Source organism: Sphingomonas psychrotolerans (genome assembly GCF_002796605.1).
Taxonomy (GTDB): domain Bacteria; phylum Pseudomonadota; class Alphaproteobacteria; order Sphingomonadales; family Sphingomonadaceae; genus Sphingomonas; species Sphingomonas psychrotolerans.
This window is the reverse complement of record NZ_CP024923.1, coordinates 1363364-1385339: the sequence shown is the minus strand read 5'-3', so window position 1 is coordinate 1385339 and position 21976 is coordinate 1363364. Positions and strand designations below refer to the sequence as shown.

The following is a 21976-nucleotide window of genomic DNA, read 5'->3' as shown; positions in this document are numbered from 1 at the left end:
TCCTTAGCGGACAGTCGCCTGGCCCGAGGCCGGCTCCTGCGTCGGAGCTGTCGGCGCGGCCTGCTTGGTCGGATCGGCCTTGATCACACCCTTGACCGGAGAGACCGGTGCGCCGGGCTGCAACCGGCCGACGCCGGTAATGACCACGCGGTCGGTCGGCGCGAGGCCATCGCGGATGATGCGCAGGCCTTCCACCGTCGCGCCGACTTCGACGGGACGCGGCGCGGCCTTGTTGTCGTTGCCGACGACATAGACGAGACGGCGGGTCTGGTCGGTGACGATCGCCTCGTCGGGGATCAGCATCGCCTTGTAGGTGCCTGAGCCGAGCAGCCGCGCGCGGCCGAACATGCCGGGCGTGAGGAAGCGGTTCGGGTTCTGCACCACGGCATGCGCGCGAATCGTGCCCGAGTTCGGATCGACGGCGTTGTCGAGGAACTCCATCCGCCCGTTCCAGCGATATTCGCTCTCGTCGGCGAGCTGGATCTGGACCGGGTTGGCAGTGGTGCGCGAAGAGCCGCGCTCGCCGCGCTGATCCTGGCGCAGATTCTTGAGGTAGAAGCTCTCGGCGCCCTCGAACTCGAACCAGATCGGGTCGAGCGAGACGATGCGAGTGAGGATGGTCTGACCGTCGGCGACCGAATCGCCGATGCTCACCTTGCGATCCGACATGCGGCCGCTGAACGGCGCGCGGACGGTGGTGAAGCTCAGATTGAGCTGGGCTGCGTCGATCGCTGCGCGGGCGGCGGCGAGATCGGCTGCGGCGGTGCGCTCGGCGGCGATGTTCGCTTCGAGTTCCTCGGTGCTGACGGCCTGCGCAGTGGCCAGCTTGCGGCTGCGCGCAGTGATCTGGCGGGCGTTCGAAAGCGCCGCGTTGGCGCGCGTCGCCTGTGCCTGTGCCTGGGCGAGCGCGGCGCGATAGGGGCGCGGGTCGATCGTGAACAAGGGCGCGCCCTGACGGACGTCCTGCCCGTCGCGGAAGTGGATCGCAGTGACCACGCCGTTGACGCGCGGGCGGATCTCGACGTCCTGCGGGGCGACGAAACGGCCGGTATAGTCGTCCCAGTCGACAACCTCACGCTGTACCGGCGTGGCGACGGTCACCTGCGCGGGAGGCGGGGCAGGCGGCGCCTGTTCTCCGCCGCATCCGGCCAGCAACGACAATCCGAAAATCCCGAGTACGAGCCGCACAGACTTCCCCTTTCTTGCGCTGCAGCAAGTAACGCCGTCAGCCGGGGTTGCAAGCAGATTCGTACCTATCGGTACGGATGCAATAGGTCGCCCGGCCGTAGCGCCCGGCACGATCGCAGCCGTTCCTTCGTGCTCCCGGCGAAGACCAGGATCCGGGGCTGCGCGGACCTTCGTGCGCTGCCCGGGATCAAGGACTTCGTCAGAAGACGGAGCGCGTGTGGTGTTTCCGCAAAGGAAACGAGGCGCTTTAGTGGTGCCCCGGTCCGTTCGCCGGCAGAATGAGGAAGTTCTGCATCATCCCGGTGTCTTCGTGCGGCAGGATATGGCAGTGAAAGACCGTCTTTCCGGGCCAGCCGATGAAGCGCATCCGCACGACGACGGTGGTGTCCTTGGCCACCCAGATCGTGTCCATGAAGGTGCCCGGCGGCTGCAGCACGCCGTTGATCGAGATGAGTTCGAACGAGATCTCGTGGATGTGAAAAGGATGGCCTTCGGTGCCGCCATGATGCGCGCCCTCGACCACGAGATGCCATTCCTCGGTGTCGCCAAGAGTGACCACGGTCGGCACCGCGCGCTCGCCATATTGCATGTTGTTGATCAGGAAATCGATGCCGACATACGGGTTCACCACCCCCGGGAAGGCGCCGCCGAACTCGATCGTGCGGATGTTCTTGATCTCGGACGGTTTGATCAGCGGATAATAGCGCGCGGCGGGCGGCAGTTTCGTGGGCAGCGCCATGTTCATCGGCGTGCCGGCGACTTCGATCTCGCAGATCACCTTTTGCGGGCTGGCGAGGAATTGCTGCGACTGGGCGAGCTGGAGGATGCGATAGATGCCCGGCTTGCTATTGCCCTTGATCAGGAACTCGGCGCGGTTGGCGGGCGACAGCATCACCTGGCCTGATCCGTCGGCACCATAAGGCGGGATCGTCCGCACCGCGTCGAAATTGATCCCGTCGAGCGCGATCAGATGCAGGTCGTGGCCCTCGACTAGGATCGGCATCAGATTGTCCGAGCAGCCGTTGAGCATGCGGAAGCGGACCACTTCGCCCGGACGCATGCGGATGCGCTGGGGTTTGAGCTGATTCGGAGTCGGGCTGGTCGGATTGGCGTTGTCATGGACTTCCTTGAAGAAGGGCTCGCCGTTCATCAGGTAATAACGCAGCGCATAGTCGCCGGTAGTGAAGCCGCCCTTGAGCTTGGTCGGCTCGGCCTGCCCGGTCTTGGGGTTGTAGATCGTGACGTTGCCGCCGAAGGTCTGCCAGATTGCGTTCTGCTTCGGCTCATAGGTCCACAGATTCGAGTCGGTATCGCTGGGGAACAGCCCCACGTCGCTGATCACCAGCGCGATGTCGCGCGCTGCCTTGATCTCGGGGACCTCGTCGATCTTGCCGCGGACGATGATCGGACCCGCCATGCCGGTGACGACCTGCACCGCGGTCGAGCCGTGATGATGGGGATGGTACCAATAGAGGCCGGGCGGGTGATCGTCCGGAATCTCGAATGTATAGTCGAGATGCTCGCCCGGGCCGATGCCGATCATCGGTGCGAGCGGGTCGCTGGTGCCGAGCGGCTGAAACAGATGCGGGATCACGTCCATGCCGTGGACGTGGAGGTTGGTGGTATCGAGCTTGTGCGGGACATTGTGATCGCCGTTCCACCCGCGTGAATCGTAGCGCGGCAGGTCGTTCTTCAGCCGGATCCGCATCGTGTCGCCCGGCCGCGTGGTGATCAGCGGCCCCGGCACCTGGCCATTATAGGCGCGCAGCCGGACCTTGTTGCCGTCGAGCATCACCTCCTTGAACCCGCAGCGCAGCTCGAAGAACGCGCCGCCGTCCTTTGCCTGCCTTGCTTCGGTCGGCGCGAGCGCGACACCCGAGACCGCCGCGACGGTGACTCCCTTGAGCAGGTCGCGGCGCGATACCGGCGCCGGCATCAGCTCGGATCCTTGCAAGGCTGCGGCGCCTTCGAGGTCGCATATTGGCCATATTGCTGGAGCGCGACTTCGAGCTGGAGCGAGGTGTCGAGCGACATCGCATGCGGATATTTGCCGCCGGGGAAGCTCTGTGGCGGGCGCGTCGTCTGGAAATAGGCGGCGTTGTCGGCCGAATAGGCGGTGCACAGCCCGTCGAACCCGAACGAGGGCGGCACGTTGGTGCCCATCACCGATTTCGCCCCCGGTCGCGCGGCATAGGCGCTGCTGTGGCACGACATGCACGAGGATTGCGGATTGTCGACCGGCCCGGCGAGCCGGCCTTGGCAGCCCATGTGCTGGAAGATATCGAGCTTCGGATTGGCCACCGATTGCTGGAGCGCCAGGCTGTCGCGTTTGGGCACCGCGGGGAAGGTCCACGGATCGGCGCCCCATTGCACCCCCAGCGGAGTCAGCCGGTCCCAGAAGGTCGCGCCCTTCTGGGTGCCGTTATAGGCGTAGGTGCCGTAGACCCAGCCGGTCGGCGAGCGCGGATCGGTGACCGCAACGTCGATTTGGACGATCCGCGAGACCTGAACCTCGCGCTTGCACATATATTCCTTGGTATTGGGGTTCATCACGTGGCGGTTGACCCGCCATTCGGGCGAGCCGGCGAGGAACGGCACGCAATCGACCGGCGCGTTGGTGGTCAGCACCTTGACCACCGCGGTGCCTACCGGGAAGGGCAATCCGTCGGGCATCGGCGCGCCCATATAGTCGACCACCTTGGGCACCCCGTCCTTCGGGATCGCCTTGCCGATCGCATAGCCGCCATGCGGATTGTAATAGCCGACCGACCAGGTCTCGAACCCGCGCGGATAACGTTGCTTGCAGGCTGTCGTCATCTGCGGGAGGAAGTGCGCGGCGCCGATCGAATCCGCGTCCGCCGGCAGCGGCTTGCCGTCGGGGCCGACCAGATCCTCGAGCTCGGCGGTACGCTCGTTGGTGGTGCCGTGGCGGAACTCGCGCCCGACGCTGGGATCATAGGCCATCCACGGCACGTTGAACCAGCGGGTGCCGCCGCCGATATCGGTGCGGAAGCCCACCGCATCGGCCAGATTGGGGTCCTGCCCCTGGCGGACATAGGTCAGGATCGCGCCGATATAATCCGCCCATTTTCCCTGCGTCCATTCGTTCGGCGAGGATTTGGGCGGGAAGTTCGTGTCGAAGCTGACCGGAATATTGAGCCACGCGCATTCGGCGCACGGGCCGGGCATCGCTTTGGGGTAATCGGCGCTGAGCCTGAACACGCGGCCGGGGCCGGGCGGGGGATTGTCGACCGAGTCGCGGAAGGCGAGCGCCGCGGCGGGTGCGCCGCCGCCCTGCGCCTCGGCCTGCTTGCACCCGGCGGTGCCGATCGCGACGAGCCCGAACAGGGCAGCGAGCCCCGTCGCCCGGGTGGCGGTGCCCCGAAACGCTTTCCCCATGTTCGTCCCCTGTTGTTGCGTCACGCCGATCGGGCGAGGCGCGTGGTCACATAATCGTAGAAACCCGGTTGGTCGGCGAAGCTGAGATAGACATTGTGCGCGGGCCGGCCGGACGTCGGCGCGGACTGCAGCCAGCCCTGCTCGAAGCCCCATTGGACGACCTGCAACGGTGTCCGGCGCGGCGCCGAATAGAGTTCTGGCGCATCGAGCCACACCGTCGATGTGACGTTCCACATGTCGTAGAACGGCTCGTCCGAGACGAGGCCATATGCCTCATAGGCGAATTGCGAGAAGCTGTGCTCGGCACCTTGCGCCTGGAGCGTCGCCATCAGCGCCGGGGTGACCGCGGCGGTGTCGGTGATGTCGAGCGGGAACACGGCGATCTCGCTCAGGCTCGCCAGCGCTTCGTCGGCGGCGAAGGGGTCCCAGAAGACATTCCATTCGGCATGCGGGTTGGCGACCGCCGGATCGGTGGTCGCCGGATCGAGGTTGCCCTTCACTTCCAGCGCGCCGCCCATCCATGCGATCTGCCCGATCCCCTGCGCCAGTTCGGGCCGGGCCGAGAGCACTTCGGTGAGCGGCGTGAAGCCGGTGGTGAGCAGGATCGTCAGCGGAGTGCCGGTTTCGATGGCCGCCGCGAGCATCTCCGCCAGCAGATCGTCGCCCGAAGGCGGCGGCGTCGGCACATTCGGCTGGAAGGGCGCGAGAATCGGAATTGCTCCGAGCCGGATGCAATCGTCGCGATAGGGCCAGGGGAAGGGGTTCCAGCCGCGCGCCTTGCTGAGGCCCAGCGGCAGATCGGGCTTGCCCATGAACTGATTGACCCGCGACGCCACTTCGATGCCGGGCTGGGGCACGCAATCGGCATTGGCGATGATCACGCCCTTCAGATCGAATTGCGGCATCGCTTCGATCAGCAGCGTCGCGACGAAATCGTCGATCGCAGCATCGTGAATGAAGACCAGAGGCATCATTGAGTCGACGGCAACAGAAGCAGGCGGGACTTCGGCCATGACAATCCCCCAAGAGCATCAATAAAATTGCGCGCTGGACTCGATGCTATGCCAGTTTTTCACCATGCGCAACTTGTCAAAGTAAATATCGTGTCAAGAATGGGTGGTATTTTGCGTGATTACTGCAGATTCGCGAGTCGCGTCCATGTCAACCAGAGATTCGTCCCGGCTATGTTGCCGCCGGGCGCCTCGTGCGTTCAAATGTTTCGAACGTTCGGGGAAAAGATATGAAGCCGCTCACCGAAGCGCATCTCGCCATCCTTCGCCGCCACATGGTCGAAGTGGTCGACATCGAATTCGATTTGCTGCGCGAGGAAATCGGCCGTCCGGAACCGTCTGTGCGCGTTCGCGAGGCTTTGCTGGCGGTGCCGCGGCATTTGTTCGTGCCTGCGCAATTCGCCCCGCTGGCCTATCAGGACAGTCCGTTGCCGATCGGCTTCGACAAGACGATCTCGCAGCCCTTCATGGTGGCGCTGATGACCGAACTGCTCGACCTCGAGGAGGACGACAGCGTGCTCGAGGTGGGCACCGGGCTCGGCTATCAGACCGCGGTCCTCGCGCAGCTCGTGGCACGGGTGTGGAGCGTCGAGGTGGTCGAGGAATTCGCCGGTATCGCCGAGGCGCGACTGCGCGAGCGAGGGAAGAAAAATGTCGCGATCCGCGTCGGCGACGGATCGCGGGGCTGGGCGGAGCTGGCGCCCTTCGACGCGATCCTCGTCTGTGCGGCCGCGAAGACGCTGCCCGACCCGCTGGTCGCGCAATTGAAACCCGAGGGCGGCCGACTGGTGATGCCGATCGGCGAGCAGGGTGCGCAACGGCTCGTGCGCGCCGTGCGAAACGGCGATACCATGACGGTTCGCGAAGTGATGTCGGTGCAGTTCTCGGAGCTGGAGATGGTCTAGTGGCGGCGCTCGTGCCCCGGTCCGGCAAGTCATCGCTTGACAGCGCGGCCCGGGACAGGCGTTGAGGCGAGGCTATGGCAAAATCGGCTACCGACCTGATGCAGGAGATCCTGTTCTCCACCGTCCTCGATTCGATCGTGGCCCTGAAGGACGCATCCAACGGGCTTCCCAACCCGTTGCTGCGCGAGCTCAACAGCATCCATCCCAATACGACCTATGCCGATCTGCCCAGGGAAGTGCAGTCGGCGATCGCCACCAATGTGCGCTCGGCGTTCACCCGGCTGCTCAAGGAAGGCTATTCGGTCTCGCCGGGCACCGAGCCGCGTCGTGCGCCTCCGGCCGCCAGCGCGCCCACGCATCGCCCGCGAGGCGGCGAGCGCCGGCCTCCGCGGAGCGGCGGGCCAGGGCCGAAGCGCGGACCGGGGTCCGGGTCCGGACCGGGCAACAAGCCGCCGCGCCGGCCCTGACCATGTGCTCCTGCTTTCGCAGGAGCACTGAACTATTTTCCTTCCGGTTTCTGCGCGTCAGCACCGCGCCAACCCAAAGCGGCGCTGATCTCGCGCACCGTCCGCAGGACCTGCGGCGCGATCTCGCCCATCTTTTCCTCGTCGAGATACTGGACCGGGCTGGCGACGCTCAACGCGGCGACGATCGCGCCCGAAGCATCGCGGACCGGCGCGGCGACCGAGCGGATCGTGTCGTCGCTGGTGCTGTGATGGAGCACCACGCCGGCGGCGACATGCGCGCGCATCTCGTCGATCGCGGTGGCTCCGTCATCCTGTTCGGGCCGCGCCAGCATGAACAGCCGCGCCCACGCCGCCGGCGTGTCGTCGAACATCAGTGCCTTGCCGAGGCCGGTATCGGCCAGCGCGCGCCGCGTTCCCGGGCGAGTCGCCACTTCGATGCGTTGCCGGCCCATCGCGCGGTGGAGATGGAGCGCCACGTCGCCGTCGCGCGCGCCGATGAATACGCACAGCCCGATTGTGTCGCACAATGCATCCGCGCCGGCGCGGGCGAGGCCGAGCATGTCGATCTGCTCACGCGCGAGGAAGCCGAGCTGAACGAGCTTGGGACCGAGCGCGAGCTGGCCCCTGGGGAGCTTTTTGAGGAAGCCGCGGTCGATCAGCGCATAGGCCAGCCGCTGGGTGGTCGGAAAGGTCAGCTCGAGCCGGTCCGATACTTCGGCGATGCGCAGCGGTTCGCCGCTCAATTGCTCGATGATGTCGAGGCCGCGCAGCAAGGTCTGGCTGCCGGCGCGTTCGCGGGGCGGCTCGGGGGGATCGGCGTCGCTCATCCGCCGCAGGACTCGCGCACAATAAGCTCGGTTGGCAACCTCTTGCTCTCCTGATGGTCGTCTTTGTCCATGATCCGCGAGACCAGTAGTCGGCCCGCCGCGAACGTATCCTGCCGCACCGTGCTCAGCGTCGGCGTGCTCAGCCGGCTGAGCAGCATATCGTCATAGCCCACCACCGACACGTCTTGTGGCACCGACTTGCCGCCGCGCCGTAGCGCCTGGATCGCGCCGAGTGCAATAAGATCGCTTGCCGCGACAATGCCGTCGAACGCCGTGCCGCGGCGCAGTAGACCGCTCACCGCCGCATAAGCCGATTCGAGCTCGAATTCGACCGAGACGATCAAATCGGGATCCGCTTCGAGCCCGCTGTCGGCAAGTGCTTCCGAATAGCCGCGGCGGCGCTGCATCGCCTCGGGATCGCTGCCGCCGAGAAATAGAATTCGCCGCCGCCCGAGCCGCGCCAGATGCCGCGTCGCGCGCCCGCCGCCGAGCAGATTGTCCGAGCCGATCGAACAATAACGCTGCCCCGGCAGCTGCGCGCCCCATACGACGAAACGCGCATTGGTGTCCGCGAGCCGGTTGAACTCCTCGTGGAGCATGGACTGGCCGAGGAAGATCACGCCGTCGGCGCGGCTGGTGGTGGTGTTCGCGACCAGATCGTCGAAGCTGGTCGGCGCGGTGTGGCTGACGGTGAAGTCGCAGTCGCGCTCGCGCGCCGCCTCGCCGATATTGGCGAGCAATTCGAGGAAGAATGGGTGCGACAGCGGCAGCGGCCGGCCGCGCATCACCGGGGTGACGATCGCGATCGATCCCACCGCACCGATCGGGCCCGAGGGCATCGTGGGCTTGAACGGATAATCATGATCGCGCGCCAGCGCCCAGACGCGCTGCTTGGTGCGTGTGCTGATCAGCGGGTGATCGTTGAGCGCGCGCGACACTGTCGACACCGACACGCCGGCCAGCGTCGCGAGATCCTGCAGGGTGGTATTGTTGTTGCTATTGCTACCCATCGGACCCAGACTGACGGCAACGCCGAAGACGGCCATAGTAGCGCATCGTGAGGGGGACTTTGCAAGCGATCAGAAGGCGATCGTCGGATGCCGGCGGTTCGGATCGCGTTGCCTCGGGCCGCCCCGCCGTCTGGCATCTGTGGAACATGTGCCTCGGCCTGTTCGGCGTGCAGATCGTCTGGGGCCTGCAGAACGTCAACACCAGCCGGATCTTCCAGACGCTCGGCGCCGATGTCGACGAGCTCGCCTTGCTGTGGATCGCCGCGCCGATCACCGGGCTGCTGGTCCAGCCCGTGGTCGGGCATCTGAGTGACCGGACCTGGGGGCGGCTGGGGCGGCGGCGGCCCTATATCCTGGCTGGCGGGCTGCTCACCGCACTGGCGCTGCTGGCGATGCCGAGCGTGACTACCTTGTGGTCCGCTTGCCTGATGCTCTGGGTGCTCACCGCTGCGATCAACATCGCGATGGAGCCGTTTCGCGCGCTGGTCGCGGATACCTTGCCCGAGCCGCAGCGGACCTCGGCCTTTGCGCTGCAGGTTTTCTTCATCGGCGCGGGCGCGGTGTTCGCCTCTGCACTGCCGTGGATGCTGACCAACTGGTTCGGCGTGGGGGGAGGGGGCGACACTGTGTCCGCCGCTTATGCGGTCGGCGCGGTGCTGCTGCTGGTGACCGTAGGCTGGTCGGTCGCGACCACGCCGGAACGTCCGCCGGAACTGCTCGGGGGTCCTGCCGACATCGTCCACCCCGAGATGCCGAGTGCGAGCGGTGCCGCGGCGCTGGCGCTGAGCGGAGTCGGCTGGACGCTGGGCGGGGCGTTGATCGCGGCGCTCACGGCGGCGCTGCGGGCACCGCGCGAACTCTATCTGATCGCCGGCATCGCCGCGGTGTTCGGGCTGCTCCAGCTCGCCGCGGTGGCGCTGCGGCGGCGCGGGCGTACCTCGATCGGCATGGTGGTGATCGTCGAGGACATCCTCCACATGCCGCCGGTGCTCAAGCGGCTGGCGCTCGTCCAGTTCTTCACCTGGTTCGGGATGTTCGCGCTTTGGGTCTATGCGATCCCCGCAGTCTCCGCGCTCGATCCCGCCAGCCGTGACCCGGGGTCGGCCGGCTATGGCCGCAGCGCCGACTGGGTGGGCATGCTGTTCGCCGAGTACAACGCCATTGCGGCGCTGGTGGCGCTGGGGCTTCCTGCGATTGCCCGTCGCATTGGCCGTCGCGCCTGCCATGCGCTCTGCCTGACCTGCGGCGCGCTCGGGCTGCTCGGCTTCGCGAGTTTTGTCCGGGCCGGGGATCTCTGGTTGCCGGCGATTGGCATCGGCATCGCCTGGGCGGCGATCTTGTCCCTGCCCTATGCGATGCTGTCGGACGGCGTGCCGGCGCGGAAGATGGGCGTGTATATGGGCATCCACAACATCTTCATCGTGCTGCCCCAACTCGTCGCCGCGGCGACGCTCGGCGCGCTGGTTCGCATCCCGTTCGGCGGCGCGCCTGCCGGTGCGATGACGAGCGCCGCAGTGGCGCTGGGGATCGGCGCGTGCTTGGCACTGACGATTCCAAGAGCATCGGCCACTTAATGCAAGTTTGCATAAACTATTCGGGCATAAAAGGCGATTTCAATCGAAGTGCCTTATAATAATCCGCTTGCAAGCCGTGCAAAATTACGCAATTCAATGCAGCCGAGGGGCGGCGCACAGCCGGGCTCGAACCGCATCCGCGAAAAGCGGAGCACATGGGGAGGTATGCATGACGAATTTCCATTCAACGCGGCGATTCCGCGCATTGCGAGGCAGCGTCTCGCTTTGCGCGTTGATCGCGATCGGCGCGGCGTCCGCCGCCCTGGCGCAGACAGCCGATGCTCCGCCGGCACAGGGTGAGGCCGAGGCCGATATTGTCGTCGTCGGTGTGCGCGCCGCGCTCGACACGTCGCAGAACATCAAGAAGAATTCCGACACCTTCGTTGACTCGATCACCGCGACCGACATCGGCGCGTTCCCGGACAAGTCCGCCGCCGAAGCGCTGGCGCGCGTGCCGGGCATTACCGTCAGCCGGCTCCAGTCGGCCGACGACAGCACCCACCCGTCGGGCGAGCCCACCGGCGTGCTGATCCGCGGCCTCACCCAGGTGCGCACCGAATTCAACGGGCGCGACAGCTTCTCGGCCGATTCGGCGCGCGGGCTCCAGTTCAACGACGTCTCGCCGGAATTGCTCGCGGGAGTCGACGCCTACAAGAACCAGACCGCCGAGATGATCGAGGGCGGCATTGCCGGCACGGTCAATCTGCGCACGCGACTGCCATTCGATCAGAAGGGGCTGCTCGTCACCGGCAATTTCCGGATGAACTATGGCGATCGCTCGGATCGCTGGACGCCGGAATTCTCGGGGCTGATCAGCAACACCTTCGAGACTGCGGTCGGCCGTTTCGGTCTGCTCGCCAGCTATGCCCAGAGCCATGTCGTCACGCGCACCGAGAGCGTGATCATGGACAAGATCGACACTTATTGCACCGCCGGCTTCGGCACGCCGGCCGCGGGCACGGTGACCGCCGACGGCAGCATCGGCTGCACCGCTAACCCCTTCGGCGGCAGCGGCTTCCGCTTTGCGCCCGATGGCATCCGCTATTCGGAAGTCGATTACGACCGCAAGCGCCGCGGCATCGCGCTCGCCGCGCAATATGAGAACAACGCCGGCACCGTTCGGGCGTCGCTGCAATTCATCGACTCGCACTATCGCAACGGCTGGTTCGAGCGCGCCAGCCACACGGTGCTCGAGGGCAATTATTTCGGAACGCCCGCCTTCAATCCGCGGACGTCGAGCGTGCTCGGCCCGGCGGACGGCAGCGGGGCGCTGGTGTTCGGCGCGAACGGGATGCTCCAGTCGGGCATTCTCACGCAGGGGCACGGCAGCTTCAGCGGTACCTGGGAGAGCACGCAGGCGGCGATCAACGCGGGCTCGGCCATTCCTGGCGTTCCGTTTGTCAACAATTGCGCCGCACCCTCGGTCTGCACGACACTGCGCTACGGGCTGTATTTGCAGAACGAGGCGCGGAACTTCGCCCACCGCGAAGGCACGCGCGACTATTCGGCCAATTTCCAATGGGACGTATCGGAGCGGCTGCACGCCAGTTTCGACGCACAATATATCGATGCCTCGACCTACAATAACGACATCCTCGTCGCCTCGGGATCGATGGCGAATTTCCAGTACAGCACCAATGAGGACGGCACCCCTCAGATCGCACTCTTGCCCGGCTCGAACGTGAATTACGCGTCGGGCGGGCTGGCCAACGCGCATAATTACTGGATCCCGTTCATCCAGGGCCATGTCGAGGATAACGACGCCAACGAACTCGCACTGCGCGGCGACCTCGAATATGAATTCGGCGAAGGCGGCTGGTTCGACTCGATCAAGGCCGGCGTCCGCTATGCCGATCGCAAGCAGAATGTCCGCTATTCGACGTTCAACTGGACGCCGATCGCCGCGAACTGGAACTGCAATGGCCCCGGCTTCAACGCCGACAACACCACCGGCGGCGCCTATCCGACGAACACCGGCAATTGCGGCGGCAATGTCGGCCACCCGGACTTCAAGGGCTATGGCGCGGGTATCTGGGAAAGCTATTCGATGGGCGAGCTTTATGACGAGAAGGTCTTCCCGAACGGACCGCTCGTCTTCCTCAACCGCGACACACTCAAGGATTTCGGCAAGCTGATCACGTCGCTGGGCGGCGCGACCACCCGCTCGCCCGTCGGATCGGGCTACACCGCGATCTGCGACCGTCCCGAGGCGACCGTCGACGACTGCTTCACTCCCGGCGAAGTGCTGCGGGTCCAGGAAAAGACCGAGGCGGCCTATCTGATGCTGCGCTTCGGCGGCGACAACAAGATGATCGGCGGCGTCAGCGTGGTCGGCAATGTCGGCGTCCGCGTCGTCAAGACGCGCGAGACCAGCGACGGCAGCCTTGCTTTTCCGGCGGCGAACATCTTCGACAATCTGCCCGCTTGCGGCACGCCGCTCAGCGGCAACAACATCGTCAATCCGAGCTGCTATCTGACGCCGGCGATCCGCGCCTTCGCCAATGGCGGCTTCACCCCCGACACCTACAAGGCGTCGAGCACCCAGTGGCTGCCGAGCTTCAACGTGCGGTTCGGGCTCGACGACAAGAGCTTCATCCGCTTCGCCTATTCGCGGGCGATGTCGCGGCCCGATATCGGCTTCCTGCGCAACACCGTCGCGATGAACGCGCCGATCCTCAACACCACGCCGGACTCGCCCTATATCGTCTATAATTCGCCCACCGCGGCGCACACCGCGGCGAATGTCACCGGCTATAATTTCGTGTTCCAGGCCAATGCCGGCAACGCCGCGCTCAAGCCGGTGACCGCCGACCAGTTCGACTTGTCGTTCGAGCATTATATGGGGCGAAGCAGCTCGATCACGCTGACCGGTTTCTACAAGAAGCTCAACAACAGCATCAGCTTCGGCCAGTTTTCCCGGACCTTCACCAACAATGGGTCGAGCCAGACGGTGCAGATCCTCGGCCCGAACAATTCGGACGAAGGCGGCAAGCTGACGGGGGTCGAGGCCGGTTTCCAGTCGTTCTTCGACTTCCTGCCCGGGCTGCTCAGTGGGCTCGGCACGCAGCTCAACTACACTTATGTCCACCAGTCGGACATCAACAATTCGAACCTGCTCAATGCCTCGTCGAGTGCCAATCTCGGCGCGGTCGGGGCGGGGCAGCCGGCGTTGGGAGGCACCGGATCGGTGATCGACTCGCACCAGCTCGCGGGGATCTCGAAGCACACCTTCAATGCAGTGGCTTTGTACGAGAAGGGGCCGATCGGCTTCCGCCTCGCCTATAATTGGCGCTCACGCTACCTGACCCAGAATCTCGATTGCTGCATCGGGCTTCCGGTGTTCCAGAAGGCGGCGGGCTATCTCGACGGATCGCTGCGCCTGTCGGTCAATCGCTTCCTCGAGCTATCGGTCGACGCGTCGAACCTGCTCAACACGAAGAGCGTGTACCAACAGCAGATCTTCGGCGACTCCCCGGCGACGCCGGGAGCGCGGCCGGTCTATCTCGACTCGGCATGGAGCCGGGTCGATCGTCGCTTCCAGTTCGGCGTCCGCGCCAAATTCTGAGGACCCTCCTTCGCGCCGCCGCGACTACCCCTGCGGCGGCGCGTTCTTTTTCGGGCTCCGCAAAGGATTTTCCCCATGCGTCTTCGCCGTGCCGCCGTCTCGCTCGCCGTCCTCGCGCACGGCATTGCCGCAGCCGAGGCGCGCGAGTGCGCGCAATCGCCGGGCAAGGTGATCGAGCTGTGCGTCGACGTGCACGACGGCCGGGCAGTGTACGAAGTCAGCCGCCACGGCGTGCCGGTGCTCGCGCCGGGCGAGCTGGGGCTGAGCTTTCAGGGCGAGCAGGTGGCGCGGTTCACTGCGCTCGCCAATCCGCGCCGGGCCTCGGTCGATGCGAGCTGGGAGCAGCCCTGGGGCGAGCAGCGGGTGATCCGCGACCGCCATAACGAGCTTGTGGTCACGCTGGCCGGCGATACCCCGCTAAACCGGGCGGTGGACATCACCTTCCGCGTGTTCGATGACGGCATCGGGCTGCGTTACGGCTATGGCGGGATCCCCGCCGGACAGCCGGTGAAGGTAATCGCCGATCGCACCCAGTTTCGTCCGGTCGGGCGCAACCAGGCATGGTGGTATCAGGCGCTCGGGCAGGAGCGCGACGAATATCTCTACACCCAGACCGACGCGCGACGGGTCACGCTCGCCGAGACGCCGCTGACTCTGAAGGGCGACAATGGCGTCTATCTGTCCTTCCATGAGGCGGCGCTGATCGATTTCCCGAGCATGCTGCTTGCCGGCAACGGCACGGGAACGCTCACTGCGTCGTTGATGCCTGCGCCTGACGGCAGCGCGGCCGAGAAGACGGGCCCGTTCACAACCCCGTGGCGCACCGTGCTGATCGGCGATTCCCCCGCAGCGCTGGCGGACAGCCGGATCGAGCTCAACTTGAACGCGCCCAACAAGCTGGGCGATGTCTCGTGGTTCAAGCCGGGCAAATATATCGGCATCTGGTGGGAGATGCACCTCAACCACGCGACCTGGGGCAGCGGCTGGCGCCACGGCGCCAACACCGCCAACGTGAAACGCCATATCGACTTCGCCGCGAAGCACGGCTTTGGCGGCGTGCTGGTCGAGGGCTGGAACCAGGGCTGGGACGGCGAGTGGATCGCCAATGGCGAGAAGTTCAGCTTCACACGCGCTTATCCCGATTTCGACGCGTCGGCGCTGGCGACTTATGCGCGCGGAAAGGGCGTCCGGCTGATCGGGCACAACGAGACTGCCGGCGCGGTCGAGAATTACGAGGCGCAGCTGGAAGACGCGATGGCGATGTACGCGAAGCTCGGCGTCGACGTGGTCAAGACCGGCTATGTCCGCCACAGCGGCGAGATCGTCGATGCAGCGGGTGGCAAGCAATGGTTCGCCGGCCAATATATGGTCCGCCACCATCAGCGCGTCGCCGAGATCGCGGCGAAGCACCGCATCGCGATCGACGCGCACGAGCCGGTAAAGGATACCGGCCTGCGTCGCACCTGGCCTAACCTGATCAGCCGCGAAGGCGCGCGCGGGCAGGAGTTCAACGCTTGGGGTGTGCCGACCAACCCGCCCGAGCATCTCACCATCCTGCCGTTCACCCGGATGCTCGCCGGGCCGATGGATTTCACGCCGGGCATCTTCGATCTCGCCCATGGCCAGACCGAGCTGACTCGCCGCGTCCAGTCGACGCTGGCGACCCAGCTCGCCGAATATGTCGTGCTTTATTCGCCGGTGCAGATGGCTGCCGATCTGCCCGAGAATTATGAGGCGCGGCCCGATGCTTTCCAGTTCATCAAGGATGTGCCGACCGATTGGGAGCAGTCGCGCACGCTGCAGGCCGAGATCGGCGACTATGTCGTCGTCGCACGGCAGGAGCGGGGCGGCGAGGACTGGTATCTCGGCGCAATCAACGACGAGAATGCGCGCGCGCTGCGCCAGCCGCTGACCTTCCTGTCGCCCGGTGCGCGCTACGAAGCGCAGATCTATGCCGACGGTGCGCAGGCCGATTATCGCACCAATCCGCAAGCCTATCGGATCGAGAAGCGCATCGTGACTCGCGCGGATGTGCTCGACCTTTCGCTTGCGGCGGGAGGCGGCACGGCCATCCGCTTTCGGCAGCTCCGCTGATCGTCCGGCCGCCGGGAAGGCGGGAAAGGGGGCTTCAGCCGGACGGTGCGGGAGCGAGGGCGCGGTGCAGCGGTTTGCGCGCGAGGAAGATCAGCAGCGCGCCACCAAAGGCGATTGCGGCGTCGAGCGTCCAGAATGCGGTATTGCTCATCTGGTCATAGAAGGTGCCGACCCAGCCCATCAGCGTCGAACCCACGAACAGCGACAGATAAGCGCCGCCCATCAGCGTCGACTTGAACTTCGCCGGTGCCGCCTGCGAGATCAAAGCGAGCAGGATCGGCCAGAACCACATGAACGCCACACCCATGCCGATAAAGCCGGCGAGTGCCCATAATACTGAAACCCGGCCGTCCGCGGTGGCGGCGAGACAGCCCAGCGCGAACAGCGAAGCCGCGGCTCCGACGATCGCCGACCCCAGCCCTATCTTGACGATGCTGCCGGGCTCGCGCCCGCGCCGCGCCTGCCAGGCCCACAGCGCCACCAGCGGCGCCGCGACGGCAATGCTGGAAAAGCTCTCGACCGAATTGAACCAGCTCGCCGGGACCGCACCGAAGGGCGAGAGCAAGTCGACATGCTGGTCGATCCAGACGATCCCGATGTTCCAGATCATCGGATAGGCGATGTTCGCCGGAATGGTCAGTGCGATCAGGCCGAGCAGTGCCCAGGTCCTGCGGCGCTCCTCGGCGGTTAGCGGGGGCAATACCAGACGGTCGCCGCGTTTCGGGCCGGTGTCGCTGAAGTGACGCTGCCCGGCGAGATAGATGCACAACGCCACCAGCATCAACGCGGCCGCCAGTGCGAAGCCGGCGTGCCATCCGTACAGCGTCGCGACGCTGCCCGTCGCCAGCGGGCCGAGGACGGCGCCGATGTTGATGCCGGTTGCGTAGAGCGTGAAGCCGCGGGCGCGCAGCGATTCGGCGTCGGGGGGATAGAGCGCGCCGACCTGCGCCGCGATATTGCCCTTGAGGCAGCCCGAGCCGAGGATCAGCATGACCAAAGCGGCGAGGAAGCTCGCATCGAACGACATTGCGAGATGGCCGCCGACCATGAGCAAGGCACCGAGGATCACGGTACGCCGCGCGCCCAGCCAGCGATCCGCAAGCAGCCCGCCGAGGATCGGAGTGAAATAAACGAGGCCGCCATACCAGCCGAAGATCAGCGAGGCGAAAGCCTGGTTCGAGATCGGGCCGCGATACTCGAACAGGGCGCGCAATTGCGCAAGGCCGAGGACCTGCCCGGCGTGATCGGGCAGGAGCAATTGCTTGACGAGGTAGAGCGCGAGCAGCGCGGTCATCCCGTAATAAGAGAAGCGCTCCGCCAGCTCGGTGGCGGCGAGAAAAGCCAGTCCCTTCGGGTGGGCGGTACGCTCGCTATGCGTTGCGGCTGCCTCGGTCATTTACGCCACACATAATTGGGAGTGGAAGTGACTTCGGGCGGAGCATTTGTCAGATCGGCGCCGCGTTTGGGATCGCGCACCATCGCCTGCTCGACGAAGCCGGAGAAGACACCGCGGGCGAAGGAGGCGCCGCGCTGCTCGACATCGCCGATGAGCTGTGCGTTACCCGAGAGCACGATGTTCTTCTCATATTCGCCGATCCCGAGGAAGGTCGTGGCGACGCGGGCGTCGTCCTTCACGATGGTGTTGCCGCGAATGATCGACAGCGCGGAGACGCGGGCCTTGCCAAGCAACTGCCCGCCATCGACCACGGCGTGGTCCTCGACGCGGGCATGATCGCGCACGCTGCCGGACAGCACGCGGGCGTAAGGGCCGACATAGGCAGTCGCGTCGACGCTCGCGCCCGCGGCGACCCAGCCGCCGCCGTTCGGATGACGCTTTCCGCCGGCGATCCGCGCTGAATCCGCGGGCATCGCGCCGGCGAGCTGCACCATCCACGGATAGCGGTAGATCGAATGATAGGGCTGTTCCCAGCGGATATGGTGGAATTGCGAGGGCGTGCCGACAACGACCATGTACAGGCCCTGGTCGCCGGGCCGCCGGGCGATCGTGGCGGTGCCGTCGGCGCCGCGCTGGAGTGGCGAATAGCGGCTTTTGCCCGCGGCATCGACCGCGACCAGTCCCCAGCGCCAGTCAGAAGCGGGGGCGGGGAGGGTGATCGGCTCGTCCGCGAGGCCAGGCAGCGTCGCGGCGGCGGCGGGCTGGACGACGCCCCGGAAAGTGGCGGTGACGCTTGCCGCGCCGGCATCGGGGTTAAGTTTGACGATGTTGTAGCCCCAGCGCTGCGGCGCCCAGGCGGCGGGCACCGCGAAGCGGCGCAGGGGGAGGTCGAGCGGGTCGAGTATGGTGGTGCGCAGCAGCCGGTCGGCGAGTTGCGGCGCGTACCCGCCATATTCGCGGCGATAGACCGCGCCCTGATCCGATCCGTCGGGGTTGGTGTAATCCCAATGGGCGTTGTGCATCGCCCAGTCGCCGAATGCGTCGTTGAGCTGCGACAGCGTCCAGCCCTGGTTGCGCATCAGCACTTCGACCGGATCGGCTTGGTCCGCGTCGGGAGTTCCCTGTTTGGGCGCCTTGCGCCAGATGTCGTTGACCACGGCATAGCCGAAGCGGTTCTTGAGATATTCGAGGAACTGCCAGTTGCAGTAGCGCACCCGGCTCGAGCCGTAATAGAGATGCGGATAGTTGACCGACAACACCGAGCAATGCGTGTTGCCGCGGAATTCGGGGAGTTGGGTGGTCATCCAGTTGGCATGGCTCTCCCACAGCCAGCCGCCATAAGGCGTGTCGCGGAACGATCCGGTGCCGCCCTGGAGCGAATGCGTCAGCTCATGCGCGAGGCCGAAGCGGTCCTTGAGCCCGCCCGGCCCGATCCACATGCCGATATTGCCGGCGTCATCGACGCCGCCGGTGAGGCCGTAGCTGGCGTCGATGAACACGTTCGCCTTGCGCTTCGCTGCCGTGCCGCAATCGGGCTCTGGAAAACCGAGCGTGCCGAGGAAATAGGACCAGACATATTCAAGGTGTTCGCCGGCCGCCTTTGCAATTTCGGGCGACACGAGGTCGCCCGACCAGTGAAAGGCGAAATGCGGCGTCTCGTAGCGCAGCGGCAGCTTCGCATTGGGGTCGGCAGGGTTGGTGGCCACCGGCGACCATTTGCCCGCGACGCATACGGGCGCCGCGTGCGCGCTGCCGCCGGCCACGACCAGCGCAACCCCGAGGGCGAAAAGGCGCATCAGCGCGGGCTGAGCTTGATGAAGGTCGGCGCGCTGCCGAGCGGGATGGTGTAGCCGTCGCGCTCCAGCGTGCCGGTCGAAGGCGTCAGCGTCTTTGCGCCGGGGATGGTCGTCTCGATCCGCAAACGCGCCGTCGGCGTCGTCGCGGTGGCCGGATCGAGCATCAGCATGATCGCGCCGTTTACGGGCGTGTAGACCACATTGGCGATCTTGCCGGCGTCGAGCGTGATCCACGCACCCGCCGGTGCGACGAAGACGCGCGACCGCGCGCCGTCCTTCGGCTGCACTTGCACGCCGTCCTTGCCCAGCGTCACGTCGCCGCCGAAGCCGAGCCAGCCGAAGGTCGGGTCGTTGACGAGGTAGGTCGCCGCGGTCAGCGCATGGCCGTAAAAGCCCATGCCGTAATCCCCGCTGATTGGATCCCATTTCATCATATCGGGCCAGGCGTGGAACGCCGCCGACGAGAAGCCGGTCTGGTCGATATTAGTGATGCCGCCCATCATCCCGCCATAAGCGACACGCAGCAGGTGCAGATCCTTCGGGTTCTGGCGGTAGGCGTCGAACAGCGGCACGGCGTTGAGCGCCGAACCGTAATGGTGGATCTGGCGCTCGATCCGCGAATATTTGCCGCCGTAGAGGAAGTCCCAATAGCGGCGGGCATTGCCGTTATAGCCCCAGCTCGGGATCGTCGGATCGTAGCCAAGGATCACTTCCTTGGTCACGTCCGCCTGCGGCTGGTAACCGAAATAGCGCATCCATGCATAGACTTCGGGCTGGCCGGTGGAGTCCCACGGCATCTCGGACCCGAACGGGAATTTTAGCGTGCGCCAGTGATCGGCGCGCTTCTTCATCAGCCGCTCCATCTCGGTGGCTTCGGCAGTCAGCCCCTCGCGCTTGAGGTCCTTGAGGATGTCGACGAACACGTCGCCCTCCATCAGCCCGAACTCGGCATAGTAAGGCGCGTCGCGCATCATCGCGACGGTGGTGACGTAGGCCTTGTCGAGATACCAGCGCCAGTCGTGCGTCTTGACCAGCCCGGGATGGTTGCGCGCGGTGCGATAGAGCACCCAATGCCCGATCGCGACGTGCGGGTAGTTATAGGCGCGGCCAAGGTCGTTGGCGTCCTTTTCCTTCCACGAGGTCCACGACTTCCACTTGTCGGGGTCCTTGTAGAGGTTCGGGAACTTGACCGGGTCGTAATAGAACAGGCTCTTCTTGACTGCGCCAGCCTGCGGCCCCTCGGCGACCTGGAGGTTGCCCACCACGGTCTCGGTCACCACGCGCTCGAGGCGGGCGACTTCGGCGGGGTCGGGATTGTCGAGCTGCTTCATCATCGCCGCGACCCACGAGCCGCCGCCGCCCTCGTCGCTCATCCCCGCGACCCACACGCGTGGATCCTGATCGACGATCTTCTTCGCCTCGTTGTCATAGGTCAGGATCGCCGGCGAGCGGCCGAACGGATCGCCCTTGCCTTCGAACCACTGCTTCGTGGTCGAGAAGCGGCCGAGATCGGCCATGGTCTGCTCGAGCGGCTTGGTGACGAAATAGCTGACTGTCTGCACCTGGCCGTCGGCGTACGTGAGGGTGAGACGTGCCTGCCCCCATTGCTTGCCGCGGACGTTGAGCTTCGCCCAGCCCTTCTGGTTGCCGGCGGGCGTCGCTTCTACCGCACCGGCGGGAAAGCTCTCAATCTGGCGGATCGCGCTCGGTGCCTTCACGAACAGAGTCGCGGTCTGGTCGGCTGGCACGACATAGCCGGGGATGCCGACGGCGACCGGGCGCTTGCTGGCGATCAGCCTGTCCTCGATTCCGCGGATCGACGGCGTTTGCGTCATTCGCACACCGACTTCGATCGTCTGGCCGGGCGCGAGGGTGCGGCCGGTGGGGGCGTTCCACTGCTCGCCGGCATCCTTCCACTCGCGGCCGGCATAGCCGATGCTGTGGACGGTCCAGTCGTAAAAGCCTTCCGAGGTCTGGCCGCGCTGGCTCTTGTCAGTGAAGATCGACTCCTTGGCCTCGCGCGGGTTCTTGAGGGGGGCATAGGCCTCGAGCGGGCTCCCCTTCTCGGGGAGCACCAGCAGCGCCGGACCCTGGCCGTTGAGCCGGGTGACCTGGAGATAGCCGGCGTCGCGGCCGATATAGGGGTCGACGAAGCTCGCCTCGGCATGCGCCTGGTCGAGATTGCGATCGGTGATGATGTTGTCGAACACCATCGGCATGCCGAGCGCGCCGATCTCGAGCGGCTGTTTCGAGCTGTTGGTGATGCGGAAGCGCAGCCCGAGCAGCCCGGCCTCGTCCACCCAGCGGCGCTCGACCTTGAACGGTGCGTCGGCGCCCATGCTCGCGGTGATGTCCGCCGCTGCGATCACCTTGCCGCTTTTCGGAAGCAGCCGGATCGGCTTGCGCGCGTGCGCCGAGGCGAAGTCGCGCCATTCGCCGCCTGGCGCACGGACACGCAGGTTCAGATCGCCGATATGATTGTAACCGTCGCCCGCGCGCTCAGGCTCACGCGCGGTGGGGACGAAGCTGAACGCGGGCTCGGCGGCGGGGGAGAGACGCGCGAGCGTCTGGGTGTCGCTGCGCAAGGCGACTTCGAAGCTGCCCACCTTGTAAGGGGTTGTGTGGACCGGCGGGTAGACCGGCTTGGGCTGCTCCTGCGCCACCAGCGCGGGAACGCAGACCACCGACGAGGCGCCGGCGAGGAGGAGGGCCGCGGGGCCGAAGATACGGGCAGTGCGCATGATG

Annotated in this window: 14 protein-coding genes; 5 read left to right on the top strand and 9 right to left on the bottom strand. The window is 65.8% G+C overall.

The window, feature by feature from the left end:
- Nucleotides 1-3: 3 nt before the first annotated feature.
- From CVN68_RS06120 to CVN68_RS06110, 4 genes are all read right to left on the bottom strand, one after another.
- Nucleotides 4-1188, bottom strand: coding sequence for an efflux RND transporter periplasmic adaptor subunit (locus tag CVN68_RS06120; protein WP_199560221.1), 1185 nt, complete (start codon nucleotides 1186-1188; stop codon nucleotides 4-6).
- A gap of 247 nt (nucleotides 1189-1435) precedes the next feature.
- Nucleotides 1436-3124, bottom strand: a complete 1689-nt coding sequence (locus CVN68_RS06115; RefSeq protein ID WP_158298762.1) for a multicopper oxidase family protein — start codon at nucleotides 3122-3124, stop codon at nucleotides 1436-1438.
- A complete protein-coding gene (locus tag CVN68_RS23070; RefSeq protein ID WP_158298761.1) occupies nucleotides 3124-4587 on the bottom strand; it encodes a hypothetical protein in 1464 nt (487 codons plus the stop codon). The genes CVN68_RS06115 and CVN68_RS23070 overlap by 1 nt, the downstream gene beginning before the upstream one ends.
- Nucleotides 4588-4607: 20 nt before the next feature.
- The gene (locus CVN68_RS06110) at nucleotides 4608-5558 is read right to left on the bottom strand and encodes a nucleoside hydrolase (protein WP_158298760.1); all 951 of its coding nucleotides are present in this window, start codon (nucleotides 5556-5558) and stop codon (nucleotides 4608-4610) included.
- A 269-nt stretch (nucleotides 5559-5827) separates the two neighbouring features.
- On the opposite strand from CVN68_RS06110, the gene CVN68_RS06105 reads away from it, so the two are divergent.
- Together CVN68_RS06105 and CVN68_RS06100 are read left to right on the top strand one after the other, a co-directional pair.
- Complete coding sequence (locus CVN68_RS06105) at nucleotides 5828-6502, top strand: protein-L-isoaspartate(D-aspartate) O-methyltransferase (protein WP_100281405.1); 675 nt, start codon at nucleotides 5828-5830, stop codon at nucleotides 6500-6502.
- A 74-nt stretch (nucleotides 6503-6576) separates the two neighbouring features.
- Entirely contained in the window at nucleotides 6577-6969 is a 393-nt protein-coding gene (locus CVN68_RS06100) for a hypothetical protein (protein WP_100281404.1), read from the top strand.
- Between the two features lie 32 nt (nucleotides 6970-7001).
- Here CVN68_RS06100 and CVN68_RS06095 read toward each other — a convergent pair whose 3' ends face one another.
- Nucleotides 7002-7796 (bottom strand): IclR family transcriptional regulator, encoded by a 795-nt coding sequence (locus tag CVN68_RS06095; RefSeq protein ID WP_100281403.1) that lies wholly within the window; start codon nucleotides 7794-7796, stop codon nucleotides 7002-7004.
- Complete coding sequence (locus CVN68_RS06090; RefSeq protein WP_100284242.1) at nucleotides 7793-8806, bottom strand: LacI family DNA-binding transcriptional regulator; 1014 nt, start codon at nucleotides 8804-8806, stop codon at nucleotides 7793-7795. The genes CVN68_RS06095 and CVN68_RS06090 overlap by 4 nt, the downstream gene beginning before the upstream one ends.
- Before the next feature lie 47 nt (nucleotides 8807-8853).
- Between CVN68_RS06090 and CVN68_RS06085 the strand changes: the two genes are divergently transcribed.
- From CVN68_RS06085 to CVN68_RS06075, 3 genes are all read left to right on the top strand, one after another.
- Nucleotides 8854-10380 carry an MFS transporter gene (locus CVN68_RS06085; protein ID WP_233503604.1) on the top strand — a complete coding sequence of 509 codons (1527 nt, stop codon included), beginning with the start codon at nucleotides 8854-8856 and terminating at the stop codon, nucleotides 10378-10380.
- A gap of 169 nt (nucleotides 10381-10549) precedes the next feature.
- A complete protein-coding gene (locus CVN68_RS06080; protein ID WP_100281401.1) occupies nucleotides 10550-13945 on the top strand; it encodes a TonB-dependent receptor in 3396 nt (1131 codons plus the stop codon).
- A 75-nt stretch (nucleotides 13946-14020) separates the two neighbouring features.
- Entirely contained in the window at nucleotides 14021-16039 is a 2019-nt protein-coding gene (locus CVN68_RS06075) for a glycoside hydrolase family 97 protein (protein WP_100281400.1), read from the top strand.
- Between the two features lie 34 nt (nucleotides 16040-16073).
- On the opposite strand, the gene CVN68_RS06070 is transcribed toward CVN68_RS06075, so the two are convergent.
- The 3 genes from CVN68_RS06070 to CVN68_RS06060 are packed head-to-tail and all read right to left on the bottom strand — an operon-like array spanning nucleotide 16074 to nucleotide 21972.
- Nucleotides 16074-17435 (bottom strand): peptide MFS transporter, encoded by a 1362-nt coding sequence (locus CVN68_RS06070; protein WP_100281399.1) that lies wholly within the window; start codon nucleotides 17433-17435, stop codon nucleotides 16074-16076.
- Nucleotides 17432-19231 carry an Svx/AvrXca family virulence/avirulence protein gene (locus CVN68_RS06065; RefSeq protein ID WP_100281398.1) on the bottom strand — a complete coding sequence of 600 codons (1800 nt, stop codon included), beginning with the start codon at nucleotides 19229-19231 and terminating at the stop codon, nucleotides 17432-17434. Before CVN68_RS06065 ends, CVN68_RS06070 begins: the two co-directional genes overlap by 4 nt.
- The gene (locus CVN68_RS06060; protein ID WP_199560220.1) at nucleotides 19231-21972 is read right to left on the bottom strand and encodes a DUF5695 domain-containing protein; all 2742 of its coding nucleotides are present in this window, start codon (nucleotides 21970-21972) and stop codon (nucleotides 19231-19233) included. Before CVN68_RS06060 ends, CVN68_RS06065 begins: the two co-directional genes overlap by 1 nt.
- Nucleotides 21973-21976 lie beyond the last annotated feature (4 nt).